Raw genomic sequence first — 18,396 nt, forward strand, 5'->3', positions numbered from 1 at the left:
TGTCGTGGTCAAACCGAACGCGAGGGTAAGGTGTCCAAGGTACTCATCACCGGTGGTTGCGGATTTATCGGCCGTCATGTCACGCAGGAGCTTCTTTCCCAAGGCTACTCCGTCCGCATCCTCGATGCATTGATCGAACAGGTCCACGGTGACACAGCCCCGGCTATTCCGGATGGCGTCGACTTCATCCGGGGTGAAATGTGCGACGCCGCGGCGGTGCGCGAGGCCCTCGATGGCGTGGAGCAGGTGATCCACCTTGCGGCCGAAGTCGGCGTCGGCCAGTCTCAATACGAAATTGCCCGATATGTCGGCGCCAATGACCTCGGCACGGCTGTGTTGCTCGAGAACATGATCGGGCGCGAGATCAAGAAGGTCGTCGTCGCCTCATCAATGAGCGTCTACGGCGAAGGTGCCTACGATACAGCCGGCGGGGAACGCGTCCTGAACGCGCGCCGCCGTGCCGCCGACATCCGCTCGGGCGGTTGGAACCCGCGGACGGCAGACGGCAAATCCCTTCACCCTGTTCCGACAGACGAGCAGAAGCCCGTCGATCTGGCCTCCATCTATGCGCTGACCAAATATGCTCAGGAACGCCAGGCACTGATTTTCGGCGAGGCCTACAACGTACCCGCTGTGGCGCTGCGGCTCTTCAATGTCTTCGGCGCCGGCCAGGCCCTCTCCAACCCCTACACCGGTGTTCTTGCCAATTTCGCTTCAAGGCTCGCGAGTGGGAATGCTCCAACCGTCTTCGAGGACGGGGAGCAGCGCCGCGACTTTATCCATGTGCGCGATGTCGCGCGGGCCTTCCGCCTTGCGCTGGAAAAAGCCGACGCAGCCGGCCAGGTAATCAATGTCGGCAGTGGCCGATCCTACTCCATCTCGGAGGTAGTCCGCATGTTGGCTCAGGCCATGGGCAGGCCTCAGATCGCGCCGGAAATCCTCGGCAAGGCCCGCTCCGGCGATATCCGAAACTGCTTCGCCGACATCTCCAAAGCCCGCGACCTGCTGGGCTTCGAGCCCAGGGAGCCTCTGGAAGACAGCCTTGGGGAACTGGCGGATTGGGTCAGCGGTGAAGTCATCATCGACCGCGGCGCGGAAATGCGGCAGGGACTCGAGCAGCGGGGCCTCGTTTCATGAGTGCTCCTCCGCGCCAAAAGCCGTTCGGATTTGTCGAATGGTTCCGCCCCGGTGACTACGAACGGGTGGAAGAGGCGCTTGCTGGGTTGAAGTCCTCCGGCGCAAGATACCTGCGCACCCACGTCTCCTGGGCAGAATATCTCGCGCCCGGTGGCGAGGCCTGGTTCGACTGGCTCCTGCCGCGCGTGGGCTCTCAGGTGGAACTGCTCCCCTGCCTCCACTACACGCCGCCCTCCCTTTCCCGCACCGGCAAGTCGTCCGGCGCGCCGCGGAACCTCAAGGCATATGCCGATTTCGTCGACTATATCCTCACCCGGCATGGGACCCATTTCGCCCATATCGAACTCTGGAACGAACCCAACAACCTGCTCGACTGGGATTGGCGGGAAGATCAGGACTACGCGCTGTTTTCCGAGATGGTTGGGGGCGCGGCATACTGGGCCAAGCGCCGCGGTTGGAAACCGGTTCTCGGCGGTCCCTGCCCCGTCGACCCCTATTGGCTCAATCTCATGGGTGAGCGAGGGGTTTTAGGCGTCGTCGATGCGGTCGGCCTGCACGGCTTCCCCGGCACATGGGACAGCGAAGAGGGTAGTTGGGCCGGGTGGGACCTCCATCTGCGCGAGATGCGCGACATCCTCGACCGCTACAATCCCGAAGCGGAATTCTGGATCACCGAAACCGGCTACTCGACCTGGCGCAACGACGAACTCGAGCAGGTCCGGCGTTTCGCCACGGCGCTCGAGGTCTCAGCCGACCGCCTCTATTGGTACGCCTGGCGTGATTTGCCTGCAGATGTCCCAGTGCAGGAGGGTCTCTGGTTCGACCCTCGCCACTACCACCTGGGCATCAATGACGCTGCCGGGCGGCCAAAGCTCCTCGCGCGCCTGCTCGCCGAAGGTGGAACGGCGCGCGTCTCCGAAGTTGCCAAGGGAGCACGAACACAAATGGATTACTCTTCTCCCGCCGTCACCGGCCGCGCCAAGCCGATTGCCGTCACCGGCGGCTGCGGCTTTATCGGCTCGAACCTCGCCCATTCCCTTCTTGCGGATGGGCACGATGTCATCGTCATCGACAATCTGAGCCGTCCTGGGGTGGACCAGAACCTGGCCTGGTTAACGGATAACCACGGCGATCGTGTACATCCCGTATTAACCGATGTGCGCGATCTGCCAAGCATGGAACCGGCACTCGCCGATGCCGGCGCTGTCTTCCATTTCGCGGCGCAGACGGCGGTCACGACCAGCCTCGTGCACCCCTTCGACGACTTCGACATCAATGCGCGCGGCACGCTCAATGTGCTCGAGGCGGTTCGCCGCGCCGGCGGCACCGCGCCGGTCATTTTTGCCAGCACCAACAAGGTCTATGGCGGCCTGGACGACATGGGCATGTCCGAGCGGGAGGACCGCTACGTCCCCCTCGATCAGATCGCCGGTGCTCGTGGCGTCAGCGAAGATCGCAAGCTCGATTTCTGCACGCCCTATGGATGTTCCAAAGGCGTCGCCGATCAGTATGTCCTGGACTATGCCAAGTCGTTCGGCCTCAAGAGCGCCGTCCTGCGCATGAGCTGCATCTACGGCCCTCGCCAGTTCGGAACCGAAGATCAGGGCTGGGTCGCCCACTTCCTGATCCGCGCCTTGGAAGACAAGCCGATCACCATCTATGGCGACGGCAAGCAGGTGCGCGACATCCTTCACGTTCGCGACGCCGTCGCCGCCTATCGCGGTGTTCTCGACAACATCGAGCGCTGTTCCGGGCGCGCTTTCAATCTGGGCGGCGGCCCAGCTAACGCCGTCAGCCTCCTGCAGGTGCTGGGTGAAATTCAGCGCATGATCGGGGATAAGGTCGAGATCAGCACCGACGACTGGCGCGCCGGCGACCAACTCTATTTCGTTGCCGATACCAAGCGGCTTGAAGACGAAATCGGCTGGCATCGGATCATGGGTTGGAAGGATGGCCTGCGCGACCTTGCGACCTGGCTCGCCGACAACCGGGACATGCGCCGCCCCATTTCCCGCGTGCGGACCACTGCCTGACGATGACCACGCCCGACACACAACAATTAGCCGGCCCCGGCAGGAAAGCTGCACCATCGGTGCACGTGCTGATGACACTGGATGCAGTGGGCGGTGTCTGGCGCTACGCCATGGACCTGGCGGGCGGTCTGCGCCAGCAGGGCTTCCGCTTCACCTTCGCCGGCATGGGCCCGGAGCCTTCGGCCGCGCTGCGCAATGAAGCCTTGCGGCACGGCGACCTGGTCTGGCTCAATACGCCGCTCGATTGGTTGGTGGAAGACGAACGGGCGCTCGACACCATTCCCCCTGCACTGGCCGCGCTTGTAGCCGAGCGCCAGGTGGACCTCGTGCACCTCAACCTGCCTTCGCAAGCGGCTGGCCTCGTCTTGCCGGTTCCAGTGCTCGTTGTTTCCCATTCCTGCGTCGTCACCTGGTTCGCGGCCGTGCGCGGCACGGCTGTACCTGAGGCCTGGCAGTGGCAGCAGCGTCGGAACCGCGCCGGCTTCGACAACTGCGACATGGTCATCGCGCCGAGCCAATCTCATGCCGATGCCTTGGCCAGAAGCTATGGCGCCATCGCAAACCTGCGCGTGGTGCACAATTCGGTCCGCCCAATTCCGTCCGCCACCGAAAAACAGCCCTTCGTCTTCGCTGCTGCCCGCTGGTGGGACGATGGCAAGAACGCCATCACCCTCGACGCGGCAGCAGCGCACACGACCGTGCCGGTCATCTTGGCGGGCGACAACCGTGGGCCGGCCGGGCAGTACGTGCCCATCGAGCAAGCCGTTCATCGTGGACAGCTTACCTTCACTGAAGTGCGGTCGATTCTGGCGGAGGCTGCGATCCTCTGTTCGCCCTCGCTCTATGAACCCTTCGGGCTTGCTCCCCTTGAGGCGGCTGCGGCGCGGGCGACGCTGGTGCTGGCCGACATCCCGACCTATCGCGAGCTCTGGGATGGCGCTGCCCATTTTGTAGCGCCGCATGACGCACACGGCTTCGCGCAAGCGTTCGACGAGCTCGCGCGCGATGAGGAGCGGCGCCGCGAATTGGCAGCGGCCGCCTACCAGCACTCCCGCACCTTCACCCTTACCCGGCAGGCCAAAGCCATGCGCGACGCTTATCGCGATTGCCTTGCCCACGCTCCGCAGCTTCTGCGCGCCTGAGAGAGAACCCTATGCGCTTCCTGTTCTACATGCACTCGCTGGTTTCGGATTGGAATCACGGCAACGCCCATTTCCTGCGCGGCGTGATGCACGACCTGATCAACCGGGGCCACGAGGCGCGGGCCCTCGAACCCGCCGGCTCCTGGAGCCGTACCAACCTGATAGCCGACCAGGGAGCGGGGGCCGAGGATGATTTCCACCGGACGTTCCCCGAGCTCAAGACCAACACGTACGGGCTGGATTTCGACCACGAGGCGGCGGTAGCCGATGCCGACGTCGTGGTGGTCCATGAGTGGACGGACCCGACCATCGTCTCGCAGTTGGGCCAAATTCGGTCTCGTGGCGGGACGTTCACGCTCGTATTCCACGACACGCATCATCGCGCCATCTCTGCCCGGGAAGAGATCGCCGGGCTGACCCTGGGCTCCTACGATATAATCCTGGCCTTCGGGGAAGTGCTGCGCCAGCGCTATCTCGACGCCGGCTGGGGGCAAAACGTCTTTACCTGGCATGAGGCCGCCGATACCAACCGCTTTCATCCCCTGCCCCAGATCGCGCCGGAGCGTGATTTGATCTGGGTCGGCAACTGGGGCGACGACGAGCGCACCCGTGAGATTTCCGAGTTCCTCATTGAACCTGCGGCGAACCTGCAACTGAGCGGAACGGTGCGCGGCGTTCGCTATCCGGGGGAGGCCAGGGAGCGGATTGCGCACGCCGGTCTCGAATTCGGCGGCTGGATCGCCAATGCCCGTGTACCGGAGGCGTTCGCGCGTCACCGGGCCACCGTTCACATTCCTCGCCGCCCATACGTCGAGGCCCTTCCCGGCATTCCGACCATCCGCATGTTCGAAGCGCTCGCCTGCGGTATCCCGCTGGTCTCCGCCCCGTGGACGGACGCCGAAAATCTCTTCCGCCCCGGTGTCGACTACCTCGTTGCAGCCAACGGCACCGCGATGAAACGCCACCTGCGCACCGTGCTGGACGATGCGGCGCTAAGGAACGACCTCGTCGCGAAGGGCATCGAGACAATCCGCTCGCGCCACACCTGTACCCATCGCGTCGACGAACTGCTCGACATCCTCGCCACGCATGGGAGCGCCGGGGTTCGGAATGCAATGGCATCGGTGGAGGCAGCAGAATGAAGATCGCGTTTTACGGCTCGAGCCTTGTTTCCGCCTACTGGAATGGCGCGGCCACCTACTACCGCGGCGTCATCAAGGCGCTGCACGGACTGGGGCACGATGTCACCTTCTATGAACCGGACGTCTACGACCGGCAGAAAAACCGGGATATCGACCCGCCCGACTGGTGCCGCGTCGTCGTCTACGAGGGCACCATCGATGCGTTGAAGGCCGCGGCCTCCGCCGCAGCCGAAGCAGATGTGGTTATCAAAGCCAGTGGCGTGGGCTTCGAGGATGACCTGCTGTTCGAGCAGATCGTGGCCTTTGCGCGTCCCGATGCCGTGCGCATCTTCTGGGATGTGGATGCGCCGGCCACGCTGGCAGAAATTCGACCCGACCCCAACCACCGCCTGCGGCGCCTGCTGCCCCAGATCGATGCCGTCCTCACCTATGGCGGCGGCGACCCTGTGATAACAGCCTATCAGGATCTGGGCGCGATAATCTGTGTCCCGATCTACAACGGGCTTGATCCGGACACGCACCATCCCGTGCCGGCAGATCCGCGCTTTGCAGCCGACCTCTCCTTCCTCGGCAATCGCCTGCCCGATCGCGAGCAGCGGGTGGAAGAATTCTTCCTTCGGCCTGCCGCAGACTTGCCAGAGCGTCGGTTTTTGCTCGGGGGCTCGGGCTGGGGCGACAAGCCGATGAGCGCCAACGTCGACTATGTCGGTCATGTCCGCACCGCCGACCACAATGCCTTCAACACCTCTCCGCTCGCGGTTCTCAACATCTCCCGCGACAGCATGGCCAGCATTGGGTTCTCCCCGGCCACCCGCGTCTTCGAGGCGGCAGGCGCCGGCGCGTGTCTCATCACCGACGCATGGCAGGGTCTCGAGCTGTTCCTCGAACCGGACCGGGAAGTGCTCGTGGTGCGCGACCGCAAGGATGTCGCAGAGGTACTCAAAAGCCTGACCCCCGAACGAGCTGCCGAAATCGGCAAGGCCGCCCTCGCACGGGTCCTACGTGATCATACCTACACCGATCGCGCGCGGCAGGCCGACGGAGTTATCCGCCAGCTCTTCGCCAAGCGCGCCATGGAGGCCGCAGAATGAGCCAAGGGTATGACATCGTCTTCATCGGGCTCACGCTCTCCTCCTCCTGGGGCAATGGCCACGCCACCACCTACCGCTCGCTTTTGCGCGGTTTGAAAGAGGAAGGTGCTCGCGTCCTGTTCCTGGAGCAGGACGTTCCCTGGTACGCACCGCACCGTGACCTCCCCAGCCCTGATTTCTGCGACTTCTACCTCTACCGAGATCTCCCCGACCTCCTGGAGCGGTTTTCGGCCCACCTCGCGAATGCTCGGGCCGTCATCGTCGGCTCCTACGTCCAGGACGGGCCGGCCGTAATCGATGCACTTGCGCGGCGGCGCCCGCAGGTTTTCGGCTTTTACGACATCGACACACCCGTCACCCTCGCCAAGCTGGACCGCGGCGACGAGGAATATTTGCGGCGCGATCAGCTGCCGCTCTTTGATGCGTATTTCTCCTTTTCCGGCGGCAAGGTGCTCGATCGGCTCGAGCAGCAATATGGAGCCGCTAAGGCCCTGCCCCTCTATTGCTCGGTCGACGCCACGCGTTACCGCCCGGTTTCCGCCGACCGGCGTTGGGATTTGGGATATCTCGGGACGTATAGTCCGGACCGCCAGCCAACGCTCGACGCACTGCTGATCGAGCCGGCGCGCCGGCTGCCGGAGTGCCGCTTTGTCGTTGCCGGGCCGCAGTACCCTGAAAACATCGACTGGCCCGCGAATGTCACGCGCATTGAGCACCTCCCGCCCGCTGATCACCCGCTCTTCTACAACCAGCAGCGATACACCCTCAACGTGACGCGCCAGGACATGATCGCAGCCGGCTGGTCCCCCAGCGTGCGCCTCTTCGAAGCTGGCGCCTGCAGGACGCCGGTCATCAGCGATGAGTGGATCGGGCTCGGCGACTTCTTCCCGTTGGAAGAAGCCATCCTGACGGCAACCTCTTCTGACGACGTCGTACGCATTCTGCGCGACGACAGTGGAACTCACCGTGACCGGATCGCCCGGGCCGCGCATCGGATCACCCTCGAACATCACACCGGCGCCGCCCGTGCCAGCCAGCTGCTTGACCACTTGGCGGACCTCGAAGCCGCCCAGACCCCACCCCGCCGCATCACCGCCTGACAGGAGAATCCCATGCTCGAAAAGCTCAGTGCACGACGCCAGCAGACCGTTTTGGTCGCCGGAGGCGCCGGCTTTGTCGGCTCGCATCTGTGCGATGCTCTCCTCGACGCGGGTCACCGTGTCATCTGCGTCGACAGTTTCCTGACCGGGCGGCCGGAAAACGTCGGCCCGCTCGACAATCATCCCGCCTTCAAGATGATCACGCACGATGTTCGCTCGCCTTTGCAGATTGAGGAAAAGCTGGACCAAGTCTACAATCTCGCCTGTCCCGCCTCGCCGCCCCACTACCAGGCTGACCCGCTGCTCACCATGATGACCAGCGTTGCGGGCACCGCCCATCTGCTCGATCTCGCCAAGCAGCATGGCGCCAGGTTCCTCCAGGCATCCACCAGCGAAGTTTACGGCGATCCCGAGCAGCACCCGCAGCGCGAGGATTACTGGGGGCACGTCAACTGCACCGGCCCCCGGGCCTGCTACGACGAAGGCAAGCGGGCCGCCGAGGCCCTCTGCTTCGACATGCTGCGCGCAGGCAGCGTCGACGCGCGCGTCGTGCGCATCTTCAACACCTATGGCCCGCGCATGCGCGCCGATGACGGCCGCATTATCTCCAACCTCGTGGTGCAGGCCCTGCGCAACGAGCCGCTGACCATCTATGGCTCCGGCGAACAGACCCGCTCCTTCTGCTACGTGTCCGACCTCGTCAATGGACTCATGGCCTTGATGGAGTCCGGCCCGAACCCGGAACAGCCGGTCAATATTGGCAATCCCGGCGAGTTCACCATTGCCGAACTTGCCGACATGATCCTCGATCTGGTCGACACCCGCTCGACGCTGGTTCACCGCCCGTTGCCCACCGACGACCCGCAGCGCCGCCGCCCCGACATCACGGCGGCCAGGGAACTCCTTGGATGGGCACCCAAGATACCTTTGTCCGAGGGCTTGCCGCGAACCATCGCCTGGTTCGCTCAGGATCTGGGCCTGTCGCGCCGCTCGCGGCTGAAGCAGGACGCCGCCCCCATGCTTGCCGGAGGTGTTTAATGAACGAGCACAGCCGGTTGCAGGAGCAGATCGAGGCACTTGGGCCCTGGTTTCAGAATATAACTATTGGCGGCGTGCCTACGGCGCCTAACCATTTCCTGGGTGACTACCCTGCCTTCAAGTGGGCGGGGTTCCGCCATGTGCTGCCCGATGACCTTGACGGCCGCAGTGTGCTCGACATCGGCTGCAACGCTGGCTTTTACGCCATGGAGATGAAGCGGCGCGGCGCCGGCCGGGTGTTGGGCATCGACGCCGACCCCCATTATCTGCGCCAAGCGCGTTTTGCTGCCGAACAGGAAGGGCTGGACATCGAGTTCGCCCAGAAGTCGGTCTACGAAGTCGCCGATCTGGAGGAGCGGTTCGACCTCGTGATCTTCATGGGCGTGCTCTACCACCTTCGCCATCCCCTCCTGGCGCTGGACCTGATCCACGAGCACGTCGCGGGCGACATGCTGCTGTTCCAGACCATGCAGCGCGGCACCTCCGAAGTTGCCCAAGCCGCGGCGGATTATGACTTCTCGGACTGGACACCCTTCCAGGACGAGGGGTTCCCCCGCCTCTATTTCATCGAACACAACTATGCCGGCGACCCCACCAACTGGTTCATCCCGAACAAAGCCGCCACCGAAGCCATGCTGCGCACATCCGGCTTCGCCATTGACGCCAATCCCGATCCGGAAGTTTACCTGTGTCATCGGGCTGACCGTCCTTACGCTGCCAGACTTTATGCCTGACACATCAAACGCGATCAGCAAAGGGTGCCATCGCAGACTCAACGCCCAACCAGACAACCGCACGATCCGCACCCCTAGATCGTTTCACCTTGAAGCAGACTCATGGGATTCCGGCTTGGTCTGATTTGTGATTCAAGATTGGTGCTGGAGTGGAGGCCAGCATCAATGGCTGGACCACTTTCGAACGATCTTCGTGAACGTGTTGTGTCTGCGATATTGGCGGGTCAGAGCTGCCACGAGGCGGCGAGCCGGTTTGGTGTTTCGGTGTCGTCGGCCATCAAGTGGAGCCGGCGCTATCGGCAGACTGGCTCGGTGGCGCCTGGGCAGATGGGCGGGCATCGCCGTCCGGTTCTGAGCGATCACCGAGCGTTTATTCTGGAACGGATCTCGCAGACCCCACACCTGACGCTGCACGGTCTCAAGCCGACGCCTGTCGTCGACACAATCCCGAACGGCACGGCGATACCAAAGGCGTGCGTGGCGTGGTCGACGTCGCCCGACGTGCAGCCGGGATTCACCCGCACTGTCGCGCTGGCCGGGTCGACATGGACGCCCTTCATCATCGAGAGATCGATCATCAGACCGTCATCGACGCTGCCGAGACCGGGCCCATTGTGCCCGCCACCCCGGATGGCGATGTCCAGGGCATTGTCACGTCCGAAAACCTGGAGCCGGTGGCGTCGAGCGCAGGAAACCATTTCAGAGGGCGCTTTTGACAATTCTAATGACGTGCGCCAATGACCGCGAAGGGGTCGAGTGGTGCCCCCTGCCCGCTCGACCTTATCGGCCGCTGGCGCTGCGCAATATCGCTTCGGCGCGCCGGCGCAGGGGCTTGTCGATCATCTGGCCATCGAGCCCGATGGTGCCGGCGCTTTCCATCACCTTGCGCGCCCATTCGACCTCCTCGGCGCTGGGCGCAAAGGCGGTGTTGAGGATGGGGACGGCCGAAGGGTGCACGCAGGTTGAACCGTCAAAACCGTGGCGGCGCGCTTCCCGCGCAGCCTCCGCAATGGCGTCCACGTCGCCATAATCGGCGATCGAGCGCAGCAGTCCCAGCGAGAGCTTGCCGGCGGCCTTGGCCGCGTAGTGCACCAGCAGCTTGGGGAGACGCAGGACGTCGGGATCAGGCGAGCCGCCCAAGGCAAGCGCGAGATCCTCACTCCCCACGTTCACGGCAACAAGGCGTGGATGCCTGCAGATGTCGGCAGCGGCAAGAATGCCCGCAGGGCTTTCGATGGTGGCCAGGACCGGCGTGGAGCCGCCGCCATGGCGCAGCAGGATGGCATCAAGCGCCTCCACGTCGGCGACGCTGTCGGCCTTGGGACTGACGAGAAGATCGATCCCTGCCGCTAGCGCGGCCGAGATGTCGGCCTCCGAACCGGCATTGATGCGGACCGCGACCTGGCCCTGGCCTTGCCGCAGGCTGCGCACGGCCTCCGTGAGATTGGCGCGCGCCAGATCCTTGCGCTCGTCAGGCACGGCGTCCTCTAGGTCGAGAATAACGCAGTCGGCGCCGCGCAGGTGCGCCTTGGCAATGAAGCGATCCTGGTCCGCGGGCACATAGAGCAGCGAGCGCATCAGGATTGCCTTCGGAAGCCGGCGTCGAAACCCAGTTCGGCCAGCAGTTCGGGGCCGTCCTCGTTCAGTTCGGGCGCGGCGCGCCGAAAGGTGCCGGGTGTTTCGGACAACCGGGGCACCACGTTGTGCATCGGCATGGCGCCGAACTCTGCATCGTCCAGCGCCACGATGATTTCGCGTTCCTGGAAATGCGGATCGGTCATGCCGTCTTCGATGTTGTAGACGGGACCCACGGTTGCTCCGGCACCGCGCATCTCTGCCAGGGCCGCATCCCGGGTGCGCTGGGCGAACCACGCGCCGATGGCTGCGTCGACCACTTCCCGATGCCTGACGCGATCGGAATTGCTGGCGAAGCGCGGATCATTGTTCATTTCGGGGCGTCCGATGATCTCGAAGATGCGCCGCGCGACGGTCTGGGTGGAGCCGGACAGGGCCACGTAGCCGCCATCGGCGCAGCGATAGACGTTGCGCGGCGAGGCGGTGTTCGAGGCGCTGCCGACGCGCTGCTTGATGCGGCCGGTCTTGCTGAAGATACCGGCCTCGGGGCCCAGAACGGAAAACATCGACTCGAGCAGGGACAGGTCGATCACCTGCCCTGCCCCACCCTTCACGTCACGCGCATAAAGCGCCGTCATCGTCGCCGATGCACCATAGATGCCGGCGATCATGTCCGCCAGGGCGAGCGGCGGCAACACCGGCTCGCGGTCCGGAAACCCGGTGCGATCGGCAAAGCCGCTCATCGCCTCCACGATGGTGCCGAAGCCGGGATATTGCGCATAGGGCCCGGTTTGCCCGAAGCCGGAAATGCGCACCACGACGAGCCTGGGGTTGCGCTGCAATAGCGTTTCGGGCGCCAGCCCCATCTTTTCCAGCGTACCGGGGCGGTAGTTCTCGATGAACACATCCGCCGTCTCCATCATCGCCCAGAGCACATCCATCTGCGCGGCCTCGCGCAAATTGAGGCAGATGGAGCGCTTGTTGCGCCCATAGGCCTTCCAGAAAAAGGAATGTCCATCCTCCTTCCAGTCGCGCAGCGGGTCGCCCTCGGGCGGTTCGACCTTGATCACGTCGGCGCCAAAATCGGCCAGCTGCAGGCTCAGCATGTTGCCGGCCATCAGTCTCGACAGGTCGATTACACGCAGTCCCGTGAGAGGTCCGCTGGCCGAGGCGTCGAAGTGCTTTTGCGCCAGCGTCACCGATCCAGCCTCTCTCCGCTTTGCTTGTCGAACAGCAGCACCTTGTCGGCGTCGACGACAAGGGTGAGAGCCTGCCCCGGCGACAGCAATTCCGCGTCGCGGATTACGGCGCTGACTTCCGTCCCGCCGATGGAGGCGCGCACTTCCTGGGCCTCGCCGGTCGGCTCGACCACGTCGGCGCGGGCTGTGATGCTGCCTTGCCCGAGGCTGATGTATTGCGGGCGGATGCCATAGACGATCTCGGTGCCGGCCGGCAGGTCGAGCGGGCGGGGAATGGGGAGGACTTCCCCGCCCGGCAGCGACACGCCGCGGGCCTCGGGCCCCAGCGTTGTTACGGTCAGGAGGTTCATTTCGGGCGAGCCGATAAACCCGGCGACGAAGAGATTGACCGGATTGTTGTAGAGCTCCAGCGGTGCGCCCGCCTGTTCGATGCGGCCGCCATTGAGCACGACGATGGTGTCGGCCATCGTCATGGCCTCGGTCTGGTCATGGGTGACGTACACCGTCGTCTTGCCCAGCCGCTGGTGCAGCGCCTTGATCTCGCCGCGCATGCGCACGCGCAGCTTGGCATCGAGGTTGGACAGGGGCTCGTCGAACAGGAACGCCCGCGGGTTACGGACGATGGCTCGCCCCATGGCCACGCGCTGGCGCTGTCCGCCCGAGAGCTCGCGCGGCAGGCGTTCGAGCAGGCTTTCGAGCCCGAGGATGCGCGCCGCCTCCGCCACGCGCTGTTCCCGCTCGGCCTTGGAGACGCCGGCGAGCTTGAGCGCAAAGCTCATGTTGTCGGCGACCTTCATGTGCGGATAGAGCGCGTAGCTCTGGAACACCATGGCCAGATCGCGCTGCTTGGCCGGCATGTTGTTGACGATCTTGCCGCCAATGGTGATTTCGCCGCCGGAAATGTCCTCGAGTCCCGCGATCATGCGCAGGAGCGTGGACTTGCCGCACCCCGACGGCCCCACCAGCACCACGAACTCCCCCGTCTCCATGCTGAGCGAGAGATCGTCGATGACGCTGACGCCGCCATAATTCTTGCTGACGTGACGCAGTTCGATTTCCGGCATGCGAGCCTCCTAGTTTTCCGCCACGGCAAAGCGGTCGACGGCCATCCGTCCCGCCGCACCCAGCCGCAACCCGCTCATGCCGTAGCTGAACGTCGCGTCCTCGGCTGTCATCACCTGCTGGCCGTCGACGGAGAGCGATAGCGCGCTTCCGGTCACGGCCAGTTCGATCTTGTAGCTCCGCCCCGGCTCAGTCTTGAACGGCGCACTTGCCAGCACCGTCTGCCCCAGATCATGTTTGAGGATCACTGCCTCGCCGTTCTGGAAGCCACCGGCATAGAAGCGGTCCGTGCCGTTGACGCGCGCCGTCACCAGGTGCGACTGCCCGGCCAGCGGCTCGATATCGGCGCTCACCACCACGTCGCGGGCATAGTAGTGCCCGGTCCAGATATCGGCATTGGACGCCGTGTGGCCATGAATGCGGCCATCGCTCTTGGTCCAGTGCCCGCGGTTCCAGGTGAACCGCGAGATGGCGCCCCATTCCTGCACTTCGGTCTTGGGGTCGATGGTGAGGTGCCCTGGCCCGAAGACCTCGAAGTCCGCCAGGTACAGCCGCCCGAGGAACTTCAACCGTCCGAAATACTCGATATTGATGCCGATCTCGTCGATGGCCTCGACGCCTTCTGGCACGACGAATTCGTACTCCTGCCAGCCCGCGCTGGAGGGCACATCCCAGGCGCCGGTCTCTTCGATGGCGCCGCTCATGGTGCGCCGCACATAGGGGGCGACACGCAGATTGCCGTCGCCATTCCAGGGGTCGAGCCAAAGCTTGAACCGCACGGTCTGCCCCGCGTCCACCACCGGCGAGAACATCGGCCGGTAGCGCTCGTCGTCGAAGTCGGTGCGACGGTAGAACGGCTTCCAGAAGACGCGTCCGCCCTGCCCGCGCTCGAGTCGGTCGAGCTGGATTTCCAGCGACCCGCGCGACCCTTCCACCTGCTTTTCGTCCGAATGCCGGAGGCTGATCTGGTTGAAGCCCTCGGTGCGGAAACCGTGCGTCGACCCGGGCAGGTCGAAATCGAAGCGCAGACCGCGGCGGGTGAAGTCCTCGAGCCACAGCGCCGGCACCTCCCGCCCCGCAAGTTGCAGCGCCAGCACCGTCAGTTCTCGCGCAAAGCTCGGTATGTCGACGATATTGATCGAGCCGACAATGCCCGAGGCGACGAGGAAGTCGTTGATGGGCTTGCGGTACTTGTCCCAGCTCTCGTCGAGCCCCTGGAAGGTGCCAACAATGGCCGCGGCATTGCCCGCGTTACAGTCGGTGTCCCAGCCGGCCATGGTGGCGATTTCGGCCGTGCGCGGCAGCGAACCGCCGCCATAGAGGATCGCCATGATGGTCACCCCGGCATTGGGGATGATGTGGCAGACGCCAGGGTAGCGGTCATAACCCCACTCGGCGCCGAGCATGTCGCGGCAGGCGCGCCAGTCGTCGGAGTTCTGCTGGTGGAAGGCGATGACCGCCCGACACACCTTGGCATAAGTGGAATTCGGATCGATCTGCGCCAGCGCTGTCTCGATGATCGCGTCGATGGACTTGGCCTCGAACGCCGCTGCAATGGCCGCCGCGCAGAACCGCGCGCCGTTGAGCCCGTCGCCGTCATGGGCGACACTCGCCGCCATGGCTGACATTTTGGCCGCGCGCTCCGGATTGCCCGGGTTCACCCAGCCCCAGCTGTCGATGAAGATCTGCCCGCCGATCTGCTCGGCCACGGTCGTGCCATTGGTGGCGATGGCGCCTGAAAGCGGCGCGGGAATACCGGCCTGCAAGTTCTTATAGGCGGTGTGCTCGGTCGACACGCCAAACCCGCCCCACCAGTACATGCCATGTTCTTCGGCTGCATAGTTGAGCCAGGTCTTGCCCACGTCCTCGGCGGTGCACTCGAGCCCGTAATCGCGCAGCGCCCGGATGAAATAGACGGGCCCGTTGGTGTCGTCGTCGGCCGCAAAATTCTTGAAGTCGCGCAGATATTGCGTCACCTCGCCATAGGTGTCGTGGATACGCTCATAGCTCCAGATGGTCGGCTCGACGGGCGCGCCCAGCCGCACGCCGATGGCCTTGGCGATGAAGCCGGCATAGATTTTTTCGAGGATTTGCTGTTTGGAAAGCATGGGCAACTTTCAGGTTAGGCGAGGTCGAGTTGGGCGAAGGCGGCTTCGCGCGCCTTGGCGGCGGCGCGGTCCGAGGCGATGATCTGGCCGGCCGTGGCTGCAAAGCCATCGGCCGCCCCCAGGAGGTCGAGGCGATTGGCGCTATCGAGCTGCCTGAGGTCGCCGGCGTCGATGACGGCCTCGCCGTGCAGCGCGCCGAGAATGGCCCCCGCCATCACGCCGATGGAGTCCGTATCGCGGCCCGAATTGATGCCGTCGGCAATCGAACGGCGGAAATCGCCACCGGTCACCAGACAGAACCCCAGCGCGAGCGGCAGTTCCTCGATCGCCTTGAGGCGCGAGGGCTGGTAGGCGTCGGTCAGCCGACCCGCCTTGTCGGCCGTGTGGTTGACGTCGTCGCCCATGGGCGAATAGCGGCCGATGGCTTCGTGGAAGGCCTCGACAATTGTGGCGTGGTCGCTGCCTTTTTGCCGTTCACGGCGGGCAATGGCGCAGATGTCGGCGATGGCGGCGCCGGTTCCGTCCTTGGCGAGCTCCTGCGCTGTCTCGACCACGGTGTCGATATCCGTGCCCGGCACGAAGGCGGCCGCCACTGCGGCAGCGAAAACCCCAGCCGCTTCAAGGCCATAGCTTTCCTGGTGACCGGAGGCGAAGGCGATGGCCTCGTCATAGGCCGCCCTCGGGTTTGCCGCGTTCACCACGCCAACGGGCGCGATGTACATCGCCGCACCGCAATTGACCATATTGCCGATGCCGCCCTGGCGGGGATCGCAGGCGGTCAGCTGGTGTCGCTGGAAAATCCATTTCTCGGGATAGAACAGGCGCTCGATCAACATCGTCTCGCGCTGCAATTCGGGAATCCAGCGCGGCGTCCAAGCGATCTGGCGCACCATGCCATCCGCCATGTCCCAGGCGTCGAGATGCCGTCCCGCCTCTCCATAGACGTTGCAGAGCGCCAGGGTCATCAGCGTATCGTCGGTGACGATGCCGTCGCCGCGCACGCGATTGTTCCGTTGCTCGGGCGGCAGGTCCATCTTGTGCCAGCGCGTAGAAAGACTTTCGACGCGGCCATAGCGCTGCCGAATGCCGTCTGCCGGCAGTTTCTCTACCGGCGCCCCCAAGGCATCGCCCATCGCCACGCCGTAAATCATGGCCCGCACGCGGGATCGGAAGGATGGGGTCATGAACGTTTCGACTTTCTTGTCTTCATTTCGATCGACTTCGGGCCTGGATGCTGGTGCACCCCGACCCTTGATCCCTCCCCACAAGGGGGAGGGAGACGATGGGACCAACCGTTCGAGCCTGCGCCTGCCTCCCCTTGATGGGGAGGGACCGAAGGTGGGGTGGAACCAGCGGCTCCCTTCCACATGGGCGAAGGAGGCGACGGAACCGACTGCTCGGGCCTGACGCCCCCTCTCCCTGAGGCGAGAGGGTCGGGGTGAGGGGTTCAGCATTCGGAGCGTTCGACGCTCCGACCCCTCACCCGGCCCTTCGGGTCGACCTCCCCCCTTGAGAGAGAGGCCATCGGGCCCTTACTCGCCCAGCACGCCCTTGGCGTACTCGGTCATGCGCTCGCCGCCGGCTGCGTTGAACTCGGAGACGAACTGGTCCCACTGGTCCATGCTGGCCTCGCCGGTGATGAACTTGGCAACCCAGGAGCGATAGACCTGCTCGGTGGCGTCCACGTCGGCGGCATATTCGGCCGGCCAGACGAAGGCGTTGTCGGGCGTGAAATCGCTCTTGAGGTTGTCGAGCGCCTGCTGTGCCGTGTCGCTCAGCAGCGGGGTCGGCGGCTGCCAGTTTGCGGCGTTGAAGAAGCGCGCATACCAGGTCGAGATGGCGTCGGTGAATGTTACCGCATCACCGTCCTTGGTGTACTGCGTGCCCTCGAAGCCCATACGGTCGATATCCTGGCCTTCCTTGGACGCCATGAAATCGAGCACCTTGAAGGCCGTCTCCTTGTTTTCCGAAAGCGCGGAAATGGCAAAGCCACGCGACTCTTTGGACACATCCACAGCCGCCAGCCCCTTGCCGCCCGGACCTTCCGGGATCGGCAGCAGAGTGAGGCTGATGTCCTCGCCCGGATGCGCCTGTCGCATCTTACCGCCATAGATGTCGATGACTTCCGGCGAAGAACCGAAGATCACTCCGGCCTTGCCGGAATAGAACTTATCTTCCTTGACGTCCCAAGTGTTGGTGACGAACTCCTTGTCGAACAGGTCCTTACTGGCGAGGTCGGCGTAGAAGGCGATCTTGGCCTTCTCCTGGTCGGTGATGCGCGAATTGACCCACTGGCCGTCGGCATTCTTCATCCACGTGCCGGTGACGCCGAACGCCTGGTTGAAGATGGAATCCAGTTCCGACGTGTTGCCGTAGCCGGTCAGGCCCAGCGTGTTGCCGGTGGTGCCATCGCCGTCGAGGTCCGCATCGTGGATGGCCTGGAACAGGGCCTCATATTCCTCGACCGTGGTCGGGGGCTCCATGCCCAGCTTTTCCAGCCAGTCGCTGCGCATGACCGGCTGCGGGGCGCGCGGCGGGTAGATATACAGGAGGTAGGGATAGTTCTTGAGGCGCTCGACATTGTGCGGCCAGAGCGCATCCTTGATGTATTCCGACTTCTCGATCCAGGGGCCGAGGTCCTCCAGGATGTTCTGCTCGGCCATCTTCTGGTCGCCGCCCTGGAAGTAGATGATGTCCGGAATGTCGCCCGAGAGCAGCTTGACGCCCAGGGCATCGGCATAGCCCGAGCCGGGCATGTCGACGATCTGGATATCGACATCAGTGCCCTTGGCCTTGAGCGCGGCCTCGATGGCCTCGATTTCCTTGACGTCGTCCGGATTGGTGGTCAGCAGGTCCTTGCTGACGAGCCGGATCGTCGTCTGCGCCAGCGTCGGCGCTGCAGTGGCGCCGAGCAGGGCCATGGCGGTCGTCGCCAGCAGCAGTTTCTTCAGTGTCATGGATCGTCTCCTCCTAAGATATACCTGTTGTCGTCACCGGTTTGCCCGATGCGAAACCTCGTTTTTGCCGGCCCACCG

The 18,396-nt window shown here is 64.2% G+C and carries 15 protein-coding genes and 1 pseudogene; 9 read left to right on the top strand and 7 right to left on the bottom strand.

Annotation, left to right across the window (positions count from 1 at the left end):
• Window positions 1-30 precede the first annotated feature (30 nt).
• The 9 genes and pseudogenes from IC608_RS11595 to IC608_RS18625 form a co-directional block, all read left to right on the top strand.
• Window positions 31-1,137: an NAD-dependent epimerase/dehydratase family protein gene (locus IC608_RS11595; protein ID WP_191775547.1), complete on the top strand. Its 1,107-nt coding sequence runs from the start codon at window positions 31-33 to the stop codon at window positions 1,135-1,137.
• Window positions 1,134-3,170 carry an NAD-dependent epimerase/dehydratase family protein gene (locus tag IC608_RS11600; RefSeq protein WP_191775548.1) on the top strand — a complete coding sequence of 679 codons (2,037 nt, stop codon included), beginning with the start codon at window positions 1,134-1,136 and terminating at the stop codon, window positions 3,168-3,170. The genes IC608_RS11595 and IC608_RS11600 overlap by 4 nt, the downstream gene beginning before the upstream one ends.
• A gap of 71 nt (window positions 3,171-3,241) precedes the next feature.
• The gene (locus IC608_RS11605; protein WP_191775549.1) at window positions 3,242-4,312 is read left to right on the top strand and encodes a glycosyltransferase family 4 protein; all 1,071 of its coding nucleotides are present in this window, start codon (window positions 3,242-3,244) and stop codon (window positions 4,310-4,312) included.
• A gap of 11 nt (window positions 4,313-4,323) precedes the next feature.
• Window positions 4,324-5,454: a CgeB family protein gene (locus IC608_RS11610; RefSeq protein WP_191775550.1), complete on the top strand. Its 1,131-nt coding sequence runs from the start codon at window positions 4,324-4,326 to the stop codon at window positions 5,452-5,454.
• Window positions 5,451-6,545, top strand: coding sequence for a CgeB family protein (locus IC608_RS11615; protein WP_191775551.1), 1,095 nt, complete (start codon window positions 5,451-5,453; stop codon window positions 6,543-6,545). The genes IC608_RS11610 and IC608_RS11615 overlap by 4 nt, the downstream gene beginning before the upstream one ends.
• Complete coding sequence (locus IC608_RS11620; protein ID WP_191775552.1) at window positions 6,542-7,645, top strand: CgeB family protein; 1,104 nt, start codon at window positions 6,542-6,544, stop codon at window positions 7,643-7,645. Before IC608_RS11615 ends, IC608_RS11620 begins: the two co-directional genes overlap by 4 nt.
• A gap of 12 nt (window positions 7,646-7,657) precedes the next feature.
• Window positions 7,658-8,683, top strand: coding sequence for a UDP-glucuronic acid decarboxylase family protein (locus IC608_RS11625; RefSeq protein ID WP_191775553.1), 1,026 nt, complete (start codon window positions 7,658-7,660; stop codon window positions 8,681-8,683).
• Window positions 8,683-9,417 carry a TIGR04290 family methyltransferase gene (locus IC608_RS11630; protein WP_191775554.1) on the top strand — a complete coding sequence of 245 codons (735 nt, stop codon included), beginning with the start codon at window positions 8,683-8,685 and terminating at the stop codon, window positions 9,415-9,417. Before IC608_RS11625 ends, IC608_RS11630 begins: the two co-directional genes overlap by 1 nt.
• 165 nt (window positions 9,418-9,582) lie before the next feature.
• Window positions 9,583-9,840, top strand: a pseudogene (locus IC608_RS18625) (helix-turn-helix domain-containing protein); the annotation flags it as partial.
• Here IC608_RS18625 and IC608_RS11640 read toward each other — a convergent pair.
• The 7 genes from IC608_RS11640 to IC608_RS11670 form a co-directional block, all read right to left on the bottom strand.
• Window positions 9,777-10,115, bottom strand: a complete 339-nt coding sequence (locus tag IC608_RS11640) for an FAD-binding protein (protein WP_210316362.1) — start codon at window positions 10,113-10,115, stop codon at window positions 9,777-9,779. The pseudogene IC608_RS18625 and the gene IC608_RS11640 overlap by 64 nt on opposite strands.
• Before the next feature lie 82 nt (window positions 10,116-10,197).
• Complete coding sequence (locus IC608_RS11645; RefSeq protein ID WP_210316340.1) at window positions 10,198-10,995, bottom strand: HpcH/HpaI aldolase/citrate lyase family protein; 798 nt, start codon at window positions 10,993-10,995, stop codon at window positions 10,198-10,200.
• Window positions 10,995-12,191, bottom strand: a complete 1,197-nt coding sequence (locus IC608_RS11650; RefSeq protein WP_191775555.1) for a CoA transferase — start codon at window positions 12,189-12,191, stop codon at window positions 10,995-10,997. Before IC608_RS11650 ends, IC608_RS11645 begins: the two co-directional genes overlap by 1 nt.
• Window positions 12,188-13,255, bottom strand: coding sequence for an ABC transporter ATP-binding protein (locus IC608_RS11655; RefSeq protein ID WP_191775556.1), 1,068 nt, complete (start codon window positions 13,253-13,255; stop codon window positions 12,188-12,190). Before IC608_RS11655 ends, IC608_RS11650 begins: the two co-directional genes overlap by 4 nt.
• A gap of 9 nt (window positions 13,256-13,264) precedes the next feature.
• The gene (locus tag IC608_RS11660) at window positions 13,265-15,361 is read right to left on the bottom strand and encodes an ADP-ribosylglycohydrolase family protein (protein WP_191775557.1); all 2,097 of its coding nucleotides are present in this window, start codon (window positions 15,359-15,361) and stop codon (window positions 13,265-13,267) included.
• Between the two features lie 14 nt (window positions 15,362-15,375).
• Entirely contained in the window at window positions 15,376-16,545 is a 1,170-nt protein-coding gene (locus tag IC608_RS11665) for an ADP-ribosylglycohydrolase family protein (protein WP_191775558.1), read from the bottom strand.
• A gap of 348 nt (window positions 16,546-16,893) precedes the next feature.
• Window positions 16,894-18,318, bottom strand: a complete 1,425-nt coding sequence (locus tag IC608_RS11670) for an extracellular solute-binding protein (protein ID WP_248306355.1) — start codon at window positions 18,316-18,318, stop codon at window positions 16,894-16,896.
• Window positions 18,319-18,396: the final 78 nt, after the last annotated feature.

Origin of the sequence: Devosia oryzisoli (assembly GCF_014837245.1) — a bacterium.
Classification (GTDB): Bacteria; Pseudomonadota; Alphaproteobacteria; order Rhizobiales; family Devosiaceae; genus Devosia; species Devosia oryzisoli.

Bases quoted from the DNA above. Each gene is read 5' to 3' on its own strand.
- IC608_RS11610 (WP_191775550.1), top strand. From the start codon at position 4,324: ATGCGCTTCCTGTTCTACATGCACTCGCTGGTTTCGGATTGGAATCAC.
- IC608_RS11645 (WP_210316340.1), bottom strand. From the start codon at position 10,995: ATGCGCTCGCTGCTCTATGTGCCCGCGGACCAGGATCGCTTCATTGCC.
- IC608_RS11615 (WP_191775551.1), top strand. From the start codon at position 5,451: ATGAAGATCGCGTTTTACGGCTCGAGCCTTGTTTCCGCCTACTGGAAT.
- IC608_RS11655 (WP_191775556.1), bottom strand. From the start codon at position 13,255: ATGCCGGAAATCGAACTGCGTCACGTCAGCAAGAATTATGGCGGCGTC.
- IC608_RS11640 (WP_210316362.1), bottom strand. From the start codon at position 10,115: ATGGTTTCCTGCGCTCGACGCCACCGGCTCCAGGTTTTCGGACGTGAC.
- IC608_RS11600 (WP_191775548.1), top strand. From the start codon at position 1,134: ATGAGTGCTCCTCCGCGCCAAAAGCCGTTCGGATTTGTCGAATGGTTC.
- IC608_RS11605 (WP_191775549.1), top strand. From the start codon at position 3,242: ATGACACTGGATGCAGTGGGCGGTGTCTGGCGCTACGCCATGGACCTG.
- IC608_RS11670 (WP_248306355.1), bottom strand. From the start codon at position 18,318: ATGACACTGAAGAAACTGCTGCTGGCGACGACCGCCATGGCCCTGCTC.
- IC608_RS11660 (WP_191775557.1), bottom strand. From the start codon at position 15,361: ATGCTTTCCAAACAGCAAATCCTCGAAAAAATCTATGCCGGCTTCATC.
- IC608_RS11620 (WP_191775552.1), top strand. From the start codon at position 6,542: ATGAGCCAAGGGTATGACATCGTCTTCATCGGGCTCACGCTCTCCTCC.
- IC608_RS11630 (WP_191775554.1), top strand. From the start codon at position 8,683: ATGAACGAGCACAGCCGGTTGCAGGAGCAGATCGAGGCACTTGGGCCC.
- IC608_RS11625 (WP_191775553.1), top strand. From the start codon at position 7,658: ATGCTCGAAAAGCTCAGTGCACGACGCCAGCAGACCGTTTTGGTCGCC.
- IC608_RS11665 (WP_191775558.1), bottom strand. From the start codon at position 16,545: ATGACCCCATCCTTCCGATCCCGCGTGCGGGCCATGATTTACGGCGTG.